The organism is Nonomuraea sp. MTCD27 (assembly GCF_041950495.1).
Classification (GTDB): Bacteria; Actinomycetota; Actinomycetes; order Streptosporangiales; family Streptosporangiaceae; genus Nonomuraea.
On sequence record NZ_JBGNUW010000019.1, the window covers coordinates 59103 to 77200 of the forward strand.

Annotated in this window: 12 protein-coding genes; 6 read left to right on the top strand and 6 right to left on the bottom strand. The window is 72.3% G+C overall.

The window, feature by feature from the left end; all coding sequences use genetic code 11:
• Positions 1–8 precede the first annotated feature (8 nt).
• A complete protein-coding gene (locus tag ACBJ59_RS43735; protein ID WP_375116000.1) occupies positions 9–2459 on the bottom strand; it encodes a cellulase family glycosylhydrolase in 2451 nt (816 codons plus the stop codon).
• A 307-nt stretch (positions 2460–2766) separates the two neighbouring features.
• On the opposite strand from ACBJ59_RS43735, the gene ACBJ59_RS43740 reads away from it, so the two are divergent.
• The 5 genes from ACBJ59_RS43740 to ACBJ59_RS43760 all read left to right on the top strand — a co-directional run bounded on the left by ACBJ59_RS43740 (position 2767) and on the right by ACBJ59_RS43760 (position 9622).
• Entirely contained in the window at positions 2767–5229 is a 2463-nt protein-coding gene (locus ACBJ59_RS43740) for a glycoside hydrolase family 2 protein (protein ID WP_375116001.1), read from the top strand.
• Positions 5226–6266, top strand: coding sequence for a LacI family DNA-binding transcriptional regulator (locus tag ACBJ59_RS43745; RefSeq protein ID WP_375116002.1), 1041 nt, complete (start codon positions 5226–5228; stop codon positions 6264–6266). The genes ACBJ59_RS43740 and ACBJ59_RS43745 overlap by 4 nt, the downstream gene beginning before the upstream one ends.
• Positions 6267–6479: 213 nt before the next feature.
• Positions 6480–7784, top strand: a complete 1305-nt coding sequence (locus ACBJ59_RS43750; RefSeq protein WP_375116003.1) for an ABC transporter substrate-binding protein — start codon at positions 6480–6482, stop codon at positions 7782–7784.
• A gap of 63 nt (positions 7785–7847) precedes the next feature.
• Entirely contained in the window at positions 7848–8789 is a 942-nt protein-coding gene (locus ACBJ59_RS43755; protein ID WP_375116004.1) for a carbohydrate ABC transporter permease, read from the top strand.
• On the top strand, positions 8786–9622 hold the full coding sequence (locus ACBJ59_RS43760) for a carbohydrate ABC transporter permease (protein ID WP_375116005.1): 837 nt from the start codon (positions 8786–8788) through the stop codon (positions 9620–9622). The genes ACBJ59_RS43755 and ACBJ59_RS43760 overlap by 4 nt, the downstream gene beginning before the upstream one ends.
• A gap of 58 nt (positions 9623–9680) precedes the next feature.
• On the opposite strand, the gene ACBJ59_RS43765 is transcribed toward ACBJ59_RS43760, so the two are convergent.
• The 3 genes from ACBJ59_RS43765 to ACBJ59_RS43775 form a co-directional block, all read right to left on the bottom strand.
• Positions 9681–10457: an LLM class flavin-dependent oxidoreductase gene (locus tag ACBJ59_RS43765; protein ID WP_375116006.1), complete on the bottom strand. Its 777-nt coding sequence runs from the start codon at positions 10455–10457 to the stop codon at positions 9681–9683.
• Between the two features lie 143 nt (positions 10458–10600).
• Positions 10601–11902 carry an alkaline phosphatase family protein gene (locus ACBJ59_RS43770; protein WP_375116007.1) on the bottom strand — a complete coding sequence of 434 codons (1302 nt, stop codon included), beginning with the start codon at positions 11900–11902 and terminating at the stop codon, positions 10601–10603.
• A 230-nt stretch (positions 11903–12132) separates the two neighbouring features.
• Positions 12133–12363 (bottom strand): hypothetical protein, encoded by a 231-nt coding sequence (locus tag ACBJ59_RS43775; RefSeq protein ID WP_375116008.1) that lies wholly within the window; start codon positions 12361–12363, stop codon positions 12133–12135.
• A 151-nt stretch (positions 12364–12514) separates the two neighbouring features.
• Between ACBJ59_RS43775 and ACBJ59_RS43780 the strand changes: the two genes are divergently transcribed.
• Positions 12515–15463: a hypothetical protein gene (locus ACBJ59_RS43780; RefSeq protein WP_375116009.1), complete on the top strand. Its 2949-nt coding sequence runs from the start codon at positions 12515–12517 to the stop codon at positions 15461–15463.
• Between the two features lie 35 nt (positions 15464–15498).
• Here ACBJ59_RS43780 and lexA read toward each other — a convergent pair whose 3' ends face one another.
• Positions 15499–16167: a transcriptional repressor LexA gene (gene lexA / locus ACBJ59_RS43785; RefSeq protein ID WP_375116010.1), complete on the bottom strand. Its 669-nt coding sequence runs from the start codon at positions 16165–16167 to the stop codon at positions 15499–15501.
• Positions 16168–16175: 8 nt separating this feature from the next.
• Positions 16176–18089, bottom strand: a complete 1914-nt coding sequence (locus ACBJ59_RS43790) for a hypothetical protein (protein ID WP_375116011.1) — start codon at positions 18087–18089, stop codon at positions 16176–16178.
• Positions 18090–18098 lie beyond the last annotated feature (9 nt).

Below are 18098 nucleotides of genomic sequence, written 5' to 3' on the forward strand. Positions count from 1 at the left end.
TGGTCCTCCTATGCGGTGGGGTAGGCGGTGACCTCGTCGACGGTGAGCGTGCCGTCGCCCGGCCCGCCGCCGACGTAGAACGACAGCTGCTCGAACCGGGTCAGGTCGAGCGGGCCGGACCCGGCCCAGCCCGGGTGATCGAACTCCGTGAAGGGGATGCGGACGGTGCCGTCCGGCGCGGCGTCGAGCGTGTGCTCGAAGTAGACGCCGCCGGTGACGAACTGGATCGTGATCTTCGCGGGCCCGCCTGTTCCGCTCAGCCGCAGCTCCAGGCCCTGATGCCCCCACAGGTCGAGGGAAGGGGAGAAGGTGCGGGTGACGCCCGCGTACCCGGCGGACCCGAGCGAGTAGTCCAGCCGCATGGCCTTGCCCGGTTGGAGCCGCGGGGTGATCTGGTCGCCGTTGGCGTTGCGCACGTAAGTCCGCGCGAGGTGCGCGCTGTCGGCGTAGGACGAGAAGTCGTCCACGACGGCGGGCGCGGTGGGCAGCGGCCGGGTGGTGAACGAGGCCACGCTCCCGCTCGTCCGGCCGGCCGCGTTCACCGCGGTGACCTGCCAGTAGTACGTGACCCCGGGTTCCAGCCCGCCGGTGGTGGCGTACTCGGTGGTGGTGAGCGCGGTGGCCGACAGCACCGGGTCGCTCAGGTCCGCGTGCCCGGAGACGGTGAGGGTGTAGTAGCCCGCGCCCGCGGCGGGCTCCCAGGAGAACGCCGGCGAGCCCAGCACGCCCTGCGCGCCCGGAGCGGGGGTGAGCGGGGCGGACGCGGCCGGGGGAGAGGTGACCGGGGCGGGGTCGGCGGACCAGAGCGTGGCCCGGGTCAGCCCGGTGCGGCCGCTCCATGACACGCGGACGTGACCGGCCCCCTCGGCGTCGGCCGTGACCTGCCCGTTCCCGCTCTCATGCGGTACGGTCCGCCAGCCGGAGCCGTCGTCCGAGACCTGCACCCGGACCCGCGGTCGGCCGGCCAGGTCGAACCGCACGCGCCGGAGGCCGGGGCTGCTCCACGACATCCAGGCGCTCCCGTCCGCCCGTGCGCCGTCCGGGGTGATGGTGACGTTCTCGTGGCCGCTGGCCAGGCCGGTCGTCTGCAAGGGGTCGATGAGGACGATCTGCGCCCCGGTCACGCGCATCGGCTCGGAGGCGTGGCCGCGGCGGCCGTGCCGGTCGACCGGCACCACCCGGTACGTGACGTCGCCTCGCGCCACCGGGTCGATCCACGGCGTCTGGTTGTCGCTCAGCGTGCCCTCGTGGGCGGAGGTCCAGCGTCCGTGCGACCGGTGCTCCACGACGTAGCCGCTCGCGCCCGCCGTGCCGCGCCAGCGCAGCTCGTTCAGACCGGCACGCTTGCCCACCTGGGTGATCAGCGGCGGGCCGACCCGCACCGGGCGGCCGTCCCCGAGCTGCTCCGCGAAGGCCATCTGCGCCTCGACCGAGGCGCGCATCCGCTCGTCGTCTCCCGGGTAGTGCAGGGTGAAGCCGTCGTCGTGCTGGACGAACCCGTTGCGGTCGCCGTGGCCGAACAGCGACCACGACAGCAGGCCCGTGACGTTCCGGTCGCCGGCCAGCGGGGTGAGCAGGTCCTTGGTGGCCGAGGTGGAGGCGTACTCGCCGGCGAGGTAGACCTTGCCCGCGCCGGTCACCGTGGCCGCGTCGGCGCGCACTCGCTCGGCCGTCGGCGGGTAGTAGTGCACGTCCACGATGTCGATGCCGGGCACGGCGAGCGTGTCGGGGTCGATGTCGAAGCGGCGGCCGGCCGCGATGAGCTGGCGCGGCGCCCACTGGCGGAACCTGGCGGTGTTCGCGGTGAGCCAGTCGAGCGTCATGCCTTCGAGCTCGTTGCCGAACTCCCAGGCCATGATGGTGGGGTCGGCGTTGTAGGCCAGGCCGGTGAGCGGGTTGACGCGGTGCATGACGTGCTCGACGTAGGCCTGGTAGTCGGCGATCACGCGCTCGTCGGTGTAGAAGGCCGGCGACGGCAGCCCGTACGGGTCGGTGAAGTCGCGGTGGCCGCCGTGGTAGTACGACCACTCGTCGGTGAGGGGCAGCACCAGGCGGATCCCGATCGAGCCGGCGTAGGCGATCGCGTAGTCCACCGTGTCGAACGCCCTTTCGTTGAAGCCCTCCTCTTTCGACGGCAGGATCGACAGCTCGTTGCCGGTGGAGGCCAGCATGTGCGAGCGCACCACGGTCATGCCCATGGCCTTGGCGGTGTCGAGCGCGTCGCGGATGCGGAAGAACGTCGGGTATCCGACGCCGCCGACGTTCTCGTCCAGGCCGAGCCAGTAGATGTTGGTGCCGGCGAAGCGGAACTGCTCGCCGCCGAGGTCGAGACGGGACTCCGTGCGCGTCACGAAGCGGGTGTTCAGGGACCGGAAGTCGGGGGATTCGGCGTGCGCGGGTGGGGCCAAGGAGACGGCCAGGGCCAGCAGGGCCAGGCCCGCCCAGGTGAGGGATCGCATGTCGGCACCTTTCGTGGGGGGTGCGGAGGCCGGGCAAGCGACTGAACGAATGCTTTACCGGATAAGTGGCCTGACCATAGAACGAGTGTGACAACGATGTCAACGGGATGTGACGCAGGAGTTGCCGATGATTTACCCGGTTCAGCTCCCTGAACCGGCATCGGCGGCGCCGGAGCGTCGCCGGGCAGGTCGGCGGCCTGCTGGTTTAGTGGATACCTAAAACGGTCTAGACATGTTCAGGGCGAATCGCTACCTTGATCCGGCGTATCGGGGCTTTTGTCCCATTGCCATGATCAAGGAGCAGCGGGTGACGAAGCAGAGCAAGGCACTGGACTCGGGATGGACGCTCCGCCTGACGGGCGGCGAGGCCCCCGCCGGCCTCGAACGGCTCCGGGACGGGGCTCTGCCCGCCCGGGTGCCCGGCTGCGTCCACGCGGACCTGCTGGCGGCCGGGCTGATCCCCGACCCGTACCGCGACCTCAACGAGCTCGAGGTGGCGTGGGTGGGCCGGGCGGACTGGCGTTACGACACCGTGCTGGAGGGGGTGCCGGACGGCTTCGAGCGTACGGACCTGGTCTTCGACGGGCTCGACACCGTCGCCCGGGTGCTCCTGGACGGGGTGGAGCTGGGGAGCACCAGGAACATGCACCGGTCGTACCGGTTCGACGTGACCGGGCGCGTGCGGGCGGGCTCGGCGCTGTCGGTCCGCTTCACCTCCGCCTACACCGAGGCCGAGGCGCTGCGCGAGCGGCTGGGCCCGCGGCCGAACGAGTATCCCGACCCGTTCAACTACATCAGGAAGATGGCCGCCGGCTTCGGCTGGGACTGGGGGCCCACCCTCGTCACGGCCGGCATCTGGCGCCCGGCGCGGCTGGAGAGCTGGAGCACCGCCCGGCTGGCCTCGGTCAGGCCCCTGGTCACCGTCGCCGGCGGCGACGGGCGGATCGAGGCGCACGTCGAGCTGGAGCGCACCGGGACGGGCGCGGGCCGGGAGCTGACGCTCACCGTCGAGGCGGCGGGGCACGCGGTCAGGCGCGCCATCCCGGCGGGCGAGGACGGCGCGGTCGCCGTGCTGGAGGTCCCGGACCCGGACCTGTGGTGGCCGCGCGGCCACGGCGACCAGCCCCTGTACGACTGCGTGGTCGTCCTGTCCGACACCGGCACCGGCCGGGTCCTGGACCGCTGGCGGCGGCGCGTGGGGTTCCGCACGGTCGAGCTGGACGAGTCGCGCGACGAGCACGGCACCGCGTTCACCCTCCGCCTCAACGGCGAGCCGATCTTCGCGCGGGGCGTCAACTGGATCCCCGACGACGCCCTGCCCGCCCGGATCACCCCCGAGCGCTACCGGCACCGGCTGCGCCAGGCCGCCGAGGCCGGCGTCGACCTGGTCCGGGTCTGGGGCGGCGGCATCTACGAGGACCACGCCTTCTACGACGCCTGCGACGAGCTGGGCCTGATGGTCTGGCAGGACTTCCTGTTCGCCTGCGCCGCCTACCCGGAGGAGCAGCCGCTGCGCGGCGAGGTCGAGGCCGAGGCCCGCGAGAACGTCACCAGGCTCAGCCCGCACGCCAGCCTCGTGCTGTGGAACGGCAACAACGAGAACCTTTGGGGGTTCCGCGACTGGAAGTGGGAGGCCGCGCTGGCCGGTGACAGCTGGGGTGAGGGCTACTACCTCGGGCTGCTGCCGCGCGTGGTGGCCGAGCTGGACCCGACGCGGCCGTACAACGCGGGCAGTCCCTGGTCGGGCTCCTGGAACCACCACCCCAACGACCCCGCCCACGGACCCTCGCACTTCTGGGAGGCGTGGAACCGGCGCGACTACACCGACTACCTCAACGACGTGCCCCGCTTCGCCGCCGAGTTCGGCTGGCAGGCGCCGCCCGCCCACGCCACGCTGCGCGAATGGCTCGGCGACGACCCCCTCACCCCCACCTCGCCCGGCATGCTGCACCACCAGAAGGCCGAGGACGGCAACGGCAAGCTGGACCGCGGCCTGGCCCACCACTTCACCGCCCCCGCGAGCTTCGACCACTGGCACTACCTCACCCAGGTCAACCAGGCGCGCGCGGTCGCGACCGCGGTCGCGCACTGGCGGTCGCACTGGCCGGTGTGCGCCGGAACCGTCGTGTGGCAGCTCAACGACTGCTGGCCGGTCACCTCGTGGGCGGCGATCGACGGCGCGGCCCGGCCCAAGCCGCTCTATCACGAGCTGCGCCGGCTCTACGCCGACCGGCTGCTGACCTTCCAGCGCAGGGACGGCGCCCGCGTGCTGGCCGTGGACAACCAGTCGCCGGAGCCGTGGCAGGGCACCGCGGTGGTGCGCAGGCTGCGCGCGGACGGCTCCGGCCTGGCCGAGGAGCGGCTGCCGTTCGCCGTGCCGCCGCGCTCGGTCGGGCTGCTGCCGCTGACGGTGGCCGACTTCAAGGACGCGGGGGAGGAGCTGCTGGTGGCCGACGCCGGCGGCCTGCGCGATGTCGTGCTCGGCCGCGCGGACAAGGATTTCGCCTTCCCGGCCCCCGAGCTCGATCTGCGCCTGGACGCCGCGGACGGTACGCTCGACGTTGTGATCACCGCCCGCTCCTTCGTCCGTGACCTGCTGCTGCAGGCCGACAGGCTGGGCCCGGCCGCCGTGGCCGACCGCGGGCTGGTCACGCTGCTGCCCGGCGAGAGCGTCACGATCTCCGTGACGGGCCTGGACACCTCCGACGAGACCTCCGTACGGTCGGCGCTGTTCTGCGTCAACGCGGCGGAAGGGGTCCCCCGGCCATGAGCTCCGCCGCCCGGCCCGACGGCAAGGTGACCATCGCCGAGGTCGCCCAGCGAGCAGGGGTGTCGAAGGGCTCGGTCTCGCTGGCCATGAACGACAAGCCGGGCGTGTCCGCCGCCACGCGGGAGAAGGTGTTCAAGGCCGCCCGCGAGCTCGGCTGGCTGCCCAACCAGGCCGCCCGGTCGTTGTCGTCGGCCTCGACGCAGGTCAGCAACGTGGGGCTGGTCATCGCCCGGCCGGCCCGCATGCTCGGGCTCGAGCCGTTCTACATGGAGTTCGTCTCCGGCATCGAGAGCGTGCTGGCCGAGCGGGCCCACTCGCTGCTGCTGCGACTGGTGCGCGACGTGGGCGAGGAGATCGGCGTCCTCGACGGCTGGGGCCGCAGCAGGCAGATCAGCGGCTCCATCATGGTCGACTTCACCATCGACGACCCCCGCATCGCCGCGGCCGGCGCGCTGCGCCTGCCCGTGATCGCCGTCGGGCATCCGGACCTGACCGGCGGGCTGCCGTCGGTGTGGACCGACGACGCCGCGGCCGTCACCGAGGCGGTGCGCTATCTGGCCGCGCTCGGGCACCGGCGGCTGGCCCGCGTGGGCGGCCCGGCCGCGCTGGGGCACAGCGCGATCAGGAGCGAGGCGTTCTCCAAGGCTGTGGCTGACCTCAACCTCGAAATGGGCCGCATCCTGCCCACCGACTTCTCCGGGGAGCAGGGCGCGCGCGCCACGCGCGCGCTGCTGTCCTCGGCCCAGCGGCCCACGGCCATCCTGTACGACAACGACATCATGGCCGTGGCCGGCCTGTCGGTGGCCACGGAGATGGGCGTGCCCGTGCCCGCCGAGCTGTCCCTGCTGGCCTGGGACGACTCGCAGCTGTGCCGGCTCACCCACCCCCCGCTGTCGGCGATGAGCCACGACGTCTTCGCGTTCGGCGCCGAGGTCGCCCGGCGCCTGATGGACCTCATCGACCACGGGAAGACGGACGTCGGCTCCGTGCCGACCCCCGTGCTCGTCCCGCGCGGCACCACCGCCAGGCGCCGCTGACCCAGCTCCGGCTCGTACGGCACCCCTGCACGCCCTCATCGACCTAAACCGTTCAAGTCCATATTTCCCCAGGTAGACAGGCATGCCTATTCGCTCATCGCCTGAACTGCCGGTAACGGTTCTGTATCTTCAAAACTTCGTCCCTGTTGCGACTAAACACGACATGCCACTGTTCACCGCAATCAACGCGCTTCGGATAGGAGATGGTGTGAGATGCGCAGAACGGCGCTGACCGGTCTGGCCCTCGCGGCGGTCGCGGCCCTGGCCGCCGCCTGCGGCGGCAGCGGGGCGAGCAAGGAGACCGCGACGGCGGGAGACCTTGCGAAGATCTCCGGTGACATCACGGTCCTGACCAACCGCACCGACCTGGTGAACGACGGCACGATGAAGAAGTACGCCGACGAGTTCGCCAAGGTCCACCCGAACGTCCAGGTCAAGTTCGAGGCGATCACGGACTACGAGGGCGAAGTCAAGATCCGCATGAACACCGACAACTACGGTGACGTGCTGCTCATCCCGAACGCGATCGCCAAGGGCGACTACCCGAAGTTCTTCGCCCCGCTCGGCCCGGCCGCGGAGCTGTCGCAGAAGTACAAGTTCGTCCAGGCCGGTACGGTCAACGACCAGGTCTACGGCATCGTCTCCTTCGCCTCGGCCAACGGCTTCGTCTACAACAAGGACCTGTGGGCCAAGGCCGGCGTCACCGAATGGCCCAAGACGCCCGAGGAGTTCCTCGCCGCGCTCAAGGCCGTCAAGGAGAAGACCGGCGCGACCCCGCTGTACACCAACTACAAGGACGGCTGGCCGCTCAGCAACTGGACCAACGCCCTGGGCTCGGTCACCTGTGACGTCAAGGCCGAGAGGGCGATGACCACCGAGGACCCGTGGGCCGCCGGCAAGGACCTCAACGTCATCGACTCCCTGCTGTTCAACGCCGTGCGCGAGCAGCTCACCGAGAAGGACCCGACCACCACCAACTGGGAGGACTCCAAGAACTTCATCGCCACCGGCAAGGTCGGCGCGATGTGGCTCGGGTCGTGGGCGATCCCGCAGATGCAGGCCGCCGCCACCACGGCCGGCCGCAGCGCCGACTCCATCGGGTTCATGCCCTTCCCGTCCCAGCCCGGCGGCTCGTTCTGCTCGGTGCTCAACCCCGACTACCAGTACGCCGTCAACAGCCACTCCCGGAACAAGGCCGCCGCGCGGGCCTGGCTGGACTGGTTCGTCGACAGGTCCGGATTCTCCGCCGTGAACCAGGGCGTCTCCAGCGTCAAGGCCGACCCGCTGCCCTCGGCGCTCAAGCCGTACAGCGACGCCGGCGTCAAGCTCATCGAGATGGAGACCGACCAGCGGATCCTGGTGGACAACATCGACAAGGAGTCCGAGGTCGGGATCAAGTCGCCCGACTACCGGCAGAAGCTCATCGACGTCGCCCGGGGTGCCGCCAAGGGCGATCTGAACAGCGTGCTCGCCGACCTGTCCGCCAAGTGGAAGGCCGGGCAGCAGTCCGCCGCCTGACGCTCCCGCCCGCGGTGCCGGCGCGATCCGCCGGCACCGGGCCCGACCAACGGAAAGGCAGAGATGACGTCAACCCTGAGGCGCGGCGCCGCGGGAGGCACGCGACCACGGGACGCGGCACGCCACTCCAGGAGCCGCCGCGACTGGAGGCAGGGCCTGACCCCGTGGCTGTTCCTGCTCGTGCCGCTGGCGCTGCTGGTCACCTTCTCCTACGTGCCGATCATCAACATGGTCGTGTACAGCTTCACCGACTGGGACGGCGTCAGCCCCGACTACACCTTCACGGGGCTGGAGAACTACGCCGAGATCTTCACCCGTCCCGAACTGTTCAAGGTCTTCGTCGCCAGCGCCTACTACCTCGGCGCCGCCGTCCTGCAGATCGTGCTCGCCCTGTACTTCGCCACGATCCTCAGCTTCAACACCCGCTTCCGCAACCTGTTCAAGGGCATCCTGTTCTTCCCCTACCTGATCAACGGGGTGGCCATCGGCTTCGTCTTCCTCTACTTCTTCCAGGAAGGCGGCACGTTCGACTCGGTGCTGCGGCTGTTCGGCGTCGGCGGGGAGCACCTGTGGCTGGGCGACCCCGACCTGGTCAACTTCTCGCTGGCCGGGGTGTCGGTGTGGCGCTTTCTCGGGCTGAACTTCGTGCTGTTCCTCGGCGCCATCCAGTCGATCCCGCCGGAGCTGTACGAGGCCGCCGAGCTCGACGGGGCCGGCCGGTGGCAGCAGTTCCGCCACATCATCGCGCCCAGCCTGCGGCCGATCATCGGGCTGACCGCGATCCTGGCGATCTCCGGCTGCCTGTCGGTCTTCGAGATCCCGTACATCATGACCGGCGGGGCCGGCGCCAGCGAGACCTTCGTGATCCAGACCGTCAAGCTCGCCTTCCGCTTCAACAAGACCGGGCTCGCCTCGGCCGCCGCGGTGGTGCTGCTCGTCATCATCCTGCTGGTGGCCTGGCTGCAGCGCCGGCTCGTACCCGAAGAAAGGGTGACCCCGTCATGACCGCCGCCCGCGCCCGGGTAGCGAGCGCGCTCAAGTACCTGTCCCTGGTCGCGGCGAGCGTGGTCGTGCTCCTGCCGCTCGGCGTGGTGCTGCTCACCTCGCTGAAGACCTCCGACGAGCTGGCGGCCGGCAGCGGCCCGCTGACGCCGCCGTCCGACTGGCTGAACCTCGCCAACTACGTCACCGCCTTCGACAAGGGGCGGATGGCGGAGGCCGCGTCGAACACCTTCGTCATCCTGGTGGTGTCGATCGTCGGGACCGTGTTCATCGGCTCGGCGGCCGCGTACGCCATCGACCGGTTCACCTTCCGGTTCAGGAGGCTTGTCGTCGGCCTGTTCCTCTTCGCCACGCTCGTGCCGAGCATCACCACGCAGGTAACGACATTTCAGGTGATCGACCAGCTTGGGCTGTTCAACACCCGGCTGGCGCCGATCATGCTCTATCTCGGCACCGACATCGTCGCCATCTACATCTTCCTGCAGTTCATCCGGAGCATCCCGGTCTCGGTGGACGAGGCCGCCCGCCTGGACGGCGCCTCCGCGTTCGCCATCTACCGGAAGATCATCCTGCCGCTGCTCAAGCCGGCGATCGCGACGGTCGTCATCGTCAAGGGCATCGCCGTCTACAACGACTTCTACATCCCCTTCCTCTACATGCCCGACCAGAGCCTCGGCACGATCTCGACGTCGCTGTTCCGTTTCAAGGGGCCCTTCGGCGCGCATTGGGAGAACATCTCGGCGGGCGCCATCCTGGTGATCGTCCCGACGCTGGCCGCCTTCCTGCTGCTGCAGCGCTTCATCTACAACGGCCTGACGCGGGGCGCGGCGAAGTGACGCTTGTCGCGCCGACGTCTGGGGAACCCTCTTCCGCCCCGCCCGCCGACCGGGCGGGTCAGCGGGGCGGGCCCGCGGCGATGGTCCGCCGGGCGTCCTCGACGCCGCCGCGCCACCAGCCCATCGCCTCCACCCACCAGGTCATGCCCGCCGCCGCGTACCCGTCGACCAGCCCGTCCGCGGCGCGCCCCTCCAGTGCGATGTCGAACCCGTCCAGCGACCCCCGCTCCGCGGCCAGGAAGTCCACCACCCGGGCGAACTCGGAGACGGGCACCGGCCGCTCCTGGCCGTAGTCGTGGAAGGTCGGCATCGCGCCGTCCCACCGGACCGCCCGCCGGAACCCCGCCCGGGTCGGCCACCGGCCCGGGCACCAGATCGGGATCCGCGGCCGCTGCACCGGCGCCGGCCGGAGCTCGGCCCAGAGCCGCGTCAGCTCCTCCAGACCGCGGTCCAGCTTGGCGGCGCGCACCTTCAGGTCGGGGTCCTCACCGAAGTCCGCGTATTCCGCGTCCATCGACCCCAGACCGCCGCCGAACACCAGCCGCCCGCCGGACAGCGCGTCCAGCGTCGCGGTCTCCTTCGCCACCGTCTGCACCCGCCGCCGCGGCAGGGCCATCATCAGCACGCCCAACCGGATCCGGCTGGTGCGGGCCGCGAGCGCCGACAACACCACCGTCGGGTTGGCGACCGGCCAGCCGCGATCGTGGTAGAGCAGGTGGTCCCACACGTAGACCCCGTCCCAGCCGTGCTCCTCGGCCGCGACACCCAACTCGACCAGCACCTGAGGATCCCCGAACGCGCCGACATTCGGCAGCCCCACCGCGAAGTGCACCATGATCCAAGGCTATGCCCGCGCACGCGGGGCAGCGCCTCCAGGCCCGCTCTTCCGCGCGTCTCTCCCGTCCTTCTCCGGTACGGGGCTGCTGTCCTGGCCGCACTCCGCCCGCTCCGGCCGGCCGCCGGCGCGGGCGGGACCCGCTAGAGCAGGTCGGACCGCACGGTTCCGGTCAGGTCGCGGCCCTGGGCGTGCGCGGGCGGCCGGGTGCCGAGCAGAGCCGCGATGGTGGGGGCGACGTCGATCAGGCGCGGACGGTGCAGGCGGGTGCCGGGCCGGATCCCCGCCCCCGACAGCAGCAGGGGCACCCTCCTCTCGCTCAGGCTGCCGTGCGCCCCGCGCCACTGCCCGGCCGGCGGCTCGGAGAGGGCGAAACCCCACGGCGGCCTCGCCTCGGCCACCAGGTCGCCGAGCTTGTCGCCGGCGTGCAGGGAGCGCAGGTCGCGGTCGTCGAGCACCCGGCCGATCTCCGGCAGCCGGCGGAGCGCCGCCCGGATCCTGGCCTTGGCCTTCGGATCGGACGCGCCGCCGCGCAGCGTGATGTCGCCCACCCGGACCGCGTTGGGCACGATGACGACCTCGGTGCCGGCAGCCGGGGCGGCACCCGACGGAACGACCTCGACGCTGTGCCCGAGAGCCTCGACGGCCCCGATGACCTGCGGGAGCAACGTACGGTTCCAGGCCGTCATACCGTGATCGCCGGTGAGCAGGAAGGCGGTGTCCCGGTGGATGCCGACGTCCTTGGTGGCCTGCACCAGCCGGCCGAGCTGGTGGTCGTGCTCGGCCAGCAGCTCGGCGACGCCCGGGCTGTCCGGCCCCTCGTCGTGGCCCAGCCCGTCGAGGTCGGAGCTGTAGACGGCGAGCAGATCCGGGATCTTCGGCACGGTCACCGGCTGCCCGTTCGACAGCACCGGCCGCAGGTTGAGAATGTCGATCGCCACGTCCACCCGCTGCCCGAACCCGCCGCCGGGCTGGACGTACAGGTGCTCCGGGTCGCCGTACCGTACGCCGTGGTCCTGGATCATGTACCACTGCACGGAGGCGACGGTGCGCCCCTCCGCGGCCAGGGCCTCGGCGATCGTCTCGGCCGCCAGGAAGCGGCTCTGCCCCTGCGCCCTGCCGCTCACCGGGTCGTACACGTAGGCGACGTTGCCGTGCACCTCCGGGTAGGCGCCCGTGCTCATGGACGCGCGGCAGGGGTTGGAGACCGTGTGGAACGTCGCCTCGGCGGTCGCGAGGACACCCCGGGCCATCAGCCGGTCCAGGTTGGGGGTCGCCACGCGCCCCAGGTAACGCGGGTCGAAGCCGTCCCAGTCCACCAGGACGACGTGCTTGGCCGGCTGCCCGGCCCGGCGTGATCCGGCGGCCCACGCCGCGGGCGCCCCTGCCCCGACGGCGCCGACCGCCGCGAGGCCGCTCAGAACGGTACGTCGAGAGATCGACATCGATGCTCCCCTGCTTCCCGTGATGGTCGTGACCACCGTAGAGATCAGTGGCGAACGATCACACCGGCAGCAGGGTGACAGCCGCGTGAACGCCCGGCTGCGCCGGCGTACGCGCAGTGGCCGGGCTGGTGCGGCGGCACTTCCGCGGCAGGCCGCCGTCCAGCAGCGGCTTCGGGACGGTCAGCAGCGGCTTCGGGGCTGTCCAGCGCCCGTTCAGGGGCGCAACCCTGTCATCCGCCGCCGCCCCCGCCGCCCCCGCAGTCGCCCCCGCCCCCGTCGCCGCCCGACGAGCCGCCGTCCCAGCCGCCCCCGGCGGACGGGCCCGAACTCCCGCCGTACGGGATTCCGGGATTGCCGGATCCCCTCCGCATGGTGCGCCCGCCGGTCAGCAGGGACCGCAACACCGCGATGATGATGATCGCCACCGCGATCACGAAACCGGCCGCCATGATGGTTGACATCGTCACAAGACCACCCCCGCAAGTCCCGGAGAACACCTTTTCCTAGCCCTTGCCCTGTTCACGGTAGACGCGGCTCCCGCGTCCAGAAGGGTTCTGCTCCTTTTGCCAGCGCACTCTGGTTCTGTCGGAGCCGATCTCTACGGTGTGCGGCATGACGACACAACCCCCCACGGGCGCGGCCTGGCCGGGCGTGCGCGCGGCCGTCGCCGCCGGCGACCCGGCCCTGGTCGCGGACGCGGTGCTGGCCCTCGACGAGGCCGGGCGCCGCGAGGTCGCCCGCGAGCTGCCCGGCCACATCGGCGTCGCCAGGAAGGAGAGCACCGAACGCGCCCGGCGCAAGGGCCACTGGACCGACGGAGAAGACTGGATCGAGCCCGTGCGGGTCGCCGGCGCGGGCGTGCTCGGCGGGGCGGCGGCCGTCGCGACCTGGCTCTACCGGCGCGACTTCACCCGCTGGCGGCGGCCGCTCGACTTCGGGCCGCTGCTGCGGGTGATCGCCGCACGGCCGCCGGAGTGGCAGGCCGACCTCGCCGTGCGGCTGGCGTTGCGGCTGCGCGGCAGCCGTGCCCAGGCCAGGGACGACAGCGTGCCGCTGGCCCTGGAGCTGTTGCGCCGCTCCGGCGCGGTTCCGCCCGACCACGACCCGCTCACCACCGCCTGGGTGTCGCAGCCGCCGGACCTGGAGCATGACCCGCTGGCCGAGCACCTGGTGCCCCGGCTGTTCGAGGCCGAGGGAGTGGGCCGGGAGCTGCGGGACGACAACGTCGACCCGCCTTCCTGGGACTCCGGCCGCCGCACCTGGCTGGGGGCGCTGCGCGACGCGGTCGCGGCCGGCCGGTTGGCCCCCGAGCCGCTGGTCGAGGGCTGCGTACGCCGGTTCCTGCGCGGCGGCAGCGCCACCGACCTGCGCTTCTTCGCCCGCCTGCACGAGATGCTCGACCCGGCGCCGAGCCCGGAGCGCACCCGCGACTACCTGCGCCTGCTGCCCGCCGCGCCGGGCCCGGTGGCCGAGCTGGCGCTGCGGCAGCTGCGCGGCGCGGGCGGGATGGGCGGCGGAGGCGGGTCGAGCAGCGACGGGGGGCGGAGCAGCGGCGGCGGAGGCGGGTCGAGCACCGGCGGGGGGCGGAGCAGCGGGGGCGGGCTGAGCGGTGGGGAGGTCAACGAGGCGGTGTCGGCGCTGCTGTTCCGACCCGAGGGCAAGCTCGTGCGCGCCGGGCTCACCCTGCTCGACCAGGCCGCCCGCGACGCGGCCGGCGACCTCGACGACCTGGCCCCGGCTCTCGCCTCGGCGTTCCTGTGCGAGTCCTACGAGGTGCGCGAGCGCACGGTGCGCCTGGCCGTCAAGCACGCCGCCCGCTTCACGCCCGCCGGGGCCGAGGCCGTGCGTACGGCGGCGGGTGTCCTGCCCGCCGAGCTGGCGGCGCGGCTGTCGGAGGCGTACGGCGCGGTGGCGGAGCCGGAACCGGTCGACGACTTCGAGCCGGGGACGCTGCCGCCGTTCGAGCCGCCGGCCCGCGAGCCGTTCCCGCCGCCGCTCGACGACCTGACCGCCGCCTACCATTGGGTTCACGACGGCATCACCTTCGAGCGGTGGCTGGCCGGCTTCGTCCGCGACCCGGCCGAGCGGCCCCGCCCCGGCCAGGGCCGGATCTACGGCCGCCGCCAGTGGAACCGCCTGGAGGAGTGGACGGAGGCGCTGCTGCGCGAGGCCGCGAACCCCGGCGAGGAGCCGCCCGTCCCCGAGCCCGAGCGCGCCCCCTTGTACGCCAGGCATGTCATCGGCGTGCGCACCCCTGAGGGCGACTTCGAGACGGACTTCGGCCGGTTGCCCGCCGAGCTGCGGGAGAGCATCGCCGCGGACCTCACGCGACGCGGCGTTCCACTGGGCAACCTGGCGGATTCGGCGCAGGGCCCGCCGCTCGAAGCGGAGATCCTGGGCGTGTCGATCATGTCGTCGGGCAACTGGGCAGAGCCGAGCGAGCAGGAAGAGGCCGGGCCGCGGGACCGGCTGCCGGATCCGAGGCACGTCTCGACGCCGCACTACGCCATGCTGATGCGCTGCGCCGAGGTGTATGCCGCGCTGAAGGCCGGGACGCTGCCGCCGTACCTGCTGGCCACCCCGACGCTCACCTCCGGCCACCTCGATCCCGCCGAGCTGGTGGCCCGCCTGGAGGGATACGAGGCGGCCGGCGTCGAGGCCCTCCCCGCCGACCTGGGGCAGGCGCTGCTGCGACTGCCGCGCGAGGTGGACCCCGAGGTGATCGACCGCGCCGGGAAGCTGACCTCGCGGGCGGGCGCCACGCTGGCGCGCTGGCTGGCCGACCGGCCGGCGCCGGAGATGCGCGTGGACTGGTCGCACGCCGGCGGCGACTACACGCACGACCGGCAGCGGGGCGGTCACAGTCCCCGGCTGCGCCCCCGCATCCGGATCGAGCCGACGGGGCTGCCGCTGGTCGACGCGCTGCTGTCCGACCCGAATCCCTGGACCTACGAAGAGGGCGGGGTGTACATGGACTCCTGGCGGCTGGCGCTGCCCTCCGACCGGGAGGCGGTGGCCATGCACCTCCTGCCCCACCTGCTCAACGCCTGGGGCCGGCCCGGCTACTTCTACCAGTACGTGGCGGCGCTGTTCTCCCAGGACGGGCCGGTGGGCGAGGCGCTGGCGCTGCTGATCGCCGCCCAGCTGGCCGAGCGGGGCGTGTACGGCTGGCCCGAGCGCGGCCAGGGGCTGCTGCTGGGCGCGGCGGCGGCCGGCATCCTGCCCGCCGTGGAGTGCGGGCGGCAGCTCGGGCTGTCCCTGCGCAGGGACGTGGCCAAGTTCGGTCCGCTGCGCTCGGCGCTGGAGGGGTGCGCGAAACTGGGTGCGCACCGGCAGGTGTGGGAGATCATGACCGGGCTGCTGCCCGTCTACCTGCCGGGGCCGGACGAGCGGTCGCATGCCGGGCACACCCAGGCGCTCACCTTCGCCATCGACGCCGCCCGCTGGGCCGGTGCGCGCGGTCCCGTCCCCGCGGTCGCGGAGGTGGCGGCCCGCAAGGGGTCGAGCGGCTTCGTACGCACCGCCCGCACCCTGCACGAACAGCTGACCGGCAGCAACTGATCAGCGGTAGTGGCAGGACGGGCGCGGGAGCAGGGTCAGACGTTGCGGAGGACCGAGACCACGATGCCCAGCACCACGGCCTCGTCGCCGTCGATCACGTCGTAGGCGGGGTTGCGCGGTTCGAGAAGTACGTGCCCGTCACGGCGGCGGAACACCTTGACGGTGGCCTCGCCGTCGATCATCGCGGCGACGATCTGGCCCGAGTGCGCCTCCGGCTGCTGCCGTACCACGACCATGTCGCCGTCGCAGATGGCGGCGTCGATCATCGAGTCGCCCCGCACCCGGAGCGCGAAGACGTTGCCCCGCCCCGTGAGGTCGCGGGGCAGGGTCAGCAGGTCGTCCACGCGCTCGTCGGCCGGGATGGGGATGCCCGCGGCGATGTCCCCGACCACGGGCACGGTCACCAGGTCCGCGGCCGGCTCCGGCGCCGAGGCCCGCAGGAACAGGCGCACGTCGATCGGCCGGGTCATCGTCGTGCCGCGGCGCAGGAACCCCTTCTCCTCCAGGCTCTTCAGGTGCTTCGACACCGACGAGGACGACCGCAGCCCGACCGCGTGGCCGAGCTCGCGGGTGCTCGGCGGGTAGCCGTGCCTGACCACCCAGTCCCGGATCGTGGCCAGGATCCGCTGCTGGCGTTGCGGCAGGGCCGAGAAGTCCAGGTACTCGAACGCGTCATGATCGTCGTAGGTGGTCACGTGCGACATGCTAGAGGCTACGGTGCCGGGCGCTCCCACGGCGCGCGATATGACGGCCGGTGGGCGCGCAGCCGCAGCCGCAGGGTCAGCTTGACGGTGGTGCCCGCCGGCAGCCGCACGGTCAGGTGCGGCCCGCCCACCGCGTGCTCGGTGGTCGAGACGACCGGTTCGTGGTGGATGTACTCGGAGTCGTGCCCGGTCCAGCCGGGCTCGGCCGCGGTCGCCGCGGCGGTGACGATCTCGTGCTCGCCGAACGCCCCCGCCTGTACGACGACCGTCCGGTCCGCGGTCGCCGACAGGTTGACCAGGGTGACCACCGTGGCCTCCGGCTCGATCGCGCTCACCAGGGCCGCCACCTGCTCGGGCACGCCGGGACGGCGGCGCTCGGCGTCGAAGTAGCGGACCCTGGCCTGCTGCAGGCCCCCGTTGTAGACGACCTGCGGGCCGCCCCACATGAGCTGGGTCAGCGCCTCGGTCACCACCGGGTTGACGTTCTGCCACAGGTGGATGGCCTCCTCCGGCAGGTCCCGGTCGGCGTTGGCGAGCAGCAGCGCGATGCGGCGGCGGGCCTGGGCGTGCGCGGCGGCCAGCATCCGCTCGGGGTAGCCGGGGTTGTCGCCGCACAGGTACGCGTACCAGGGCTCCTCGTGCCCGGCCTCCTCCTTGTCCCGGAACGGCCGCACGGTCGCCCAGTCGTACCCGGCGGCCGAGCGCAGCGCGTCGAGGCGGGCCCGGTCCTCGGCGGCACCGGTGTGGTGCCAGAGCGCGAGCGGCACGGAGGTCTGGATCGGGTTGTAGTCGAACCAGCCCTTGTCGCTGTGCCGGTAGGGCACCAGCAGCGTCGGGACGTACGCGTCGGGGCCCAGGTGGGCGCGCCAGCGGCCCTGGTTGGCCGAGTCGCTCTCGTCGAAGGGCAGCTTGACGCCGCGCTCGATGACCGCGTCCAGCAGGGAGCGGACGAAGCCGAGATACCGGTCGTCGCCGGTGGCGAGGGCGGCCGAGAGCGCGCCGACGGCCGCCGCCTGGCCGATGCTGTACAGGCCGTGCGGCCAGGTCCAGCCGTAGTGGGCGCCGTACCAGCGGCCGTCGAGCGCGCTGCCGACCACGCCGTCGAGGCCGACGTTGTCGGGTACGACGCCGCCGTTCTCCTCGGCCCGGCGCTGCCAGGCGCCGACGTAGTCGCGCAGCCACTCGGCGTACCGCTCCTCGCCCGAGACGAGGTAGGCGTTGCAGACCAGGCCGGCCACGCTCAGGTTGCCGACCGCGTCGCCCCGGCCGAGCCGCCGCTGCATCTCCGCGCCCAGGCGGGGGTCCTCGCTCGTGGGCGGGACGGGCGCGCCGGGCGGGAGCAGCCAGTCCAGCGGGTAGCCGTACTGGGCGGCCTCGGCCTCGGTCCACGGGTAGGCGGGGGAGTCGGCCACGCCCTCCCTGGCGCCGCCGCTGCCGTTGTGCGGGGCCTTGATGATGCGGCGTTCCGGGTCGTAGTTGCCCTTGGCCGGATCGAGGTAGAGGTCGGCGAACCGGGTGGCCCGCCCGGCCCAGGCGGCCGGGTCGGCGGCGGTCAGGAAATACGTGAACAGCAGGCTTTCACCCTGGTGGAACCAGTCGTAGCCGATCTCGAACTCGTCGGCGAACATGCCCAGCCCGGTCATCTGGGCCACCACGCCGTGCCAGTGACGCGCGCAGGTCTCCAGCAGGTCGTCCGCGCCGCCGAGCAGGTAGAGCTGGGGCCAGTTGAAGAACGGCTCGAAGAAGTCGTCGGCGCCGTCACGCGAGGACAGCCGGCCGCCGTACCGCAGCGAGCCGTCGGGCCTGGTGTAGCGGGAGGAGAACAGCCGCCATCCGCTGTCGAGCAGGTCCAGCAGAGCGCGCTGGGACAGCGCCCACGCCGGGGGGTCGAGGACGGGGACACTGGCCGTGACGGTGGTCATGCGGGGGAG